The organism is Immundisolibacter sp., assembly GCF_041625615.1.
In the GTDB taxonomy this organism is placed as follows: domain Bacteria; phylum Pseudomonadota; class Gammaproteobacteria; order Immundisolibacterales; family Immundisolibacteraceae; genus Immundisolibacter.
Genome location: NZ_JBFJTF010000226.1, coordinates 1 through 1874, shown reverse-complemented (window position 1 = coordinate 1874; position 1874 = coordinate 1). Strand labels below are relative to the sequence as shown.

The window sequence follows — 1874 nt, the reverse complement described above, 5'->3', positions numbered from 1 at the left end:
GACCACCTCACCCAGGGTGGCCACCACCTGCTGACCACCGCCGGCGAACGTCACCGCCGCCCCCGGCTTCAGCGACTTGCCGCCGCGCAGTTGCACCAGCGCCGTGTACTCGCCCTGCAGGCGTTCGATCAGCGCCTCGACACGGCCGCCGCTGGCGCGCCGGCCACGCAGCCGGGCACGAATCACCCGCGTGTCGTTGAGCACCAGCAGGTCGCCCGGCCGCAGCAATGACGGCAGGTCGGTGAAAGAACGGTCCTGCAGCGGCGCCGCCGCCGGCACGTACAACAGGCGACTGGCGGTGCGTTCGGCCAGCGGGTGCTGGGCGATCAGCCGCTCCGGCAATGCGTAATGGAAGTCCTGGCGCCGCATGGGGCGGCGGATGGTAGCAAACCGCGCGCCTGCCCGGCGCCGCACCCTGTGAGTCGGCCGCCGCCGATGGCATACTAGCCCCCCCTTCCCGTGCCGGGATGGCGAAACCGGTAGACGCGCCAGACTCAAAATCTGGTGGGGGCAACCTCGTGAGAGTTCGATTCTCTCTCCCGGCACCAGTCTTTCGTTCGCCAAGCCACACCGGCCGGGCGCAGGCGCCTTGGGTATACTCGGCGCCCCAGACTGTCCCGACTGCCCGACCGTGCGAAAGTGGCGGAATTGGTAGACGCACTGGTTTTAGGTACCAGCGGGGCAACCCGTGAGAGTTCGAGTCTCTCCTTTCGCACCATCTCACTCACTAACTAACCAGCTCCGAGCCCTGAATGACTATCCCCTTGGAAAGCACCGGCGGCCTGCAACGCCGGCTGACGCTGACGCTGCCGACGGCTGAAATCGAGCAACAGGTCACCACACGCCTGACCCAACTGGCACGCCAGACGCGCGTGAACGGCTTTCGCCCCGGCAAGGCGCCGCTGTCGGTGATCCGCCGCCAGCACGGCGCGCGCGTGCGCGACGAAGTGGTCGGCGAACTGCTGCAGGGCAAGTTCATCGAGGGGCTGGGCGAACATCAGCTGCGCCCGGCCGGCAACCCGTCCATCAACGCCGAGAACACGGACGATGGCGAGGCATTGACCTTCTCTGCCAGCTTCGAAGTGTTTCCGGAAATCGAGCTGGCCGACCTGAGCGGCGTCACCGTCACCGTGCCGACGGCCAGCGTCAGCGATGACGACGTCGAGAAGATGCTCGATCGCATGCGCCGCCAGCGCGCCGAGTGGCCAACCGTCGAGCGGGCCGCGGCCACCGACGACCGGGTCGTCATCGACTTCGCCGGCAGCATCGACGGCGAGGCGTTCGAAGGCGGCAGTGCCCAGGAAGTCCCCATCGTACTCGGCAGCGGCACCCTCATCGGCGACTTCGAGGAACAGCTGCTGGGCGCCAGCGCCGGCGACGCACGCACCGTGAGCGTCACCTTCCCGGACGACTACCCGCGCGAGAACCTGGCCGGCAAGTCGGCGCAGTTCGAGGTGACCGTACGCGAAGTGCAGGAAATGCAACTGCCGGCGCTCGACGCCGAGCTGGCCAAGGCCTTCGGCATCGAGGACGGTGACCTGGACACGCTGCGCACACGCCTGCGCGAGCGCCTGGAACAGGAACTGTCCGGCGCACTGCGCCGGCGGCGCAAGGCAGCCGTCATGCAGATGCTCGCCGAGCAGCACCAGTTCGACCTGCCGCACAGCCTGGTTCATCAGGAGGCGCACAACCTGGCCCATCAGGCCCAGCAGCGCAATCCAGCCGTCGACCCGCACGGCGACATGGCGCCGTTCGAAGCCGAGGCCGAACGCCGGGTCAAGCTTGGCCTGCTGCTGGCTGAGATCACCCAGCGCGAGAACATCAAGGCCGACCCGCAGCAGGTGCGCGCCGAGATCGAGCGCATGGCCGCCGGT

At 68.2% G+C, this 1874-nt stretch carries 2 protein-coding genes and 2 tRNA genes; 3 read left to right on the top strand and 1 reads right to left on the bottom strand.

What is annotated here, in order from left to right:
- On the bottom strand, window positions 1–369 hold a 369-nt coding region (locus ABYX71_RS11755; RefSeq protein ID WP_372696680.1), incomplete at its 3' end, for an S-adenosylmethionine:tRNA ribosyltransferase-isomerase.
- Window positions 370–461: 92 nt separating this feature from the next.
- On the opposite strand from ABYX71_RS11755, the gene ABYX71_RS11750 reads away from it, so the two are divergent.
- From ABYX71_RS11750 to tig, 3 genes are all read left to right on the top strand, one after another.
- Window positions 462–548, top strand: a tRNA-Leu gene (locus ABYX71_RS11750).
- An 85-nt stretch (window positions 549–633) separates the two neighbouring features.
- A tRNA-Leu gene (locus tag ABYX71_RS11745) sits at window positions 634–718 on the top strand.
- Window positions 719–752: 34 nt separating this feature from the next.
- Window positions 753–1874: trigger factor (gene tig / locus ABYX71_RS11740; protein ID WP_372696679.1), on the top strand; the 1122-nt coding region annotated here is incomplete at its 3' end.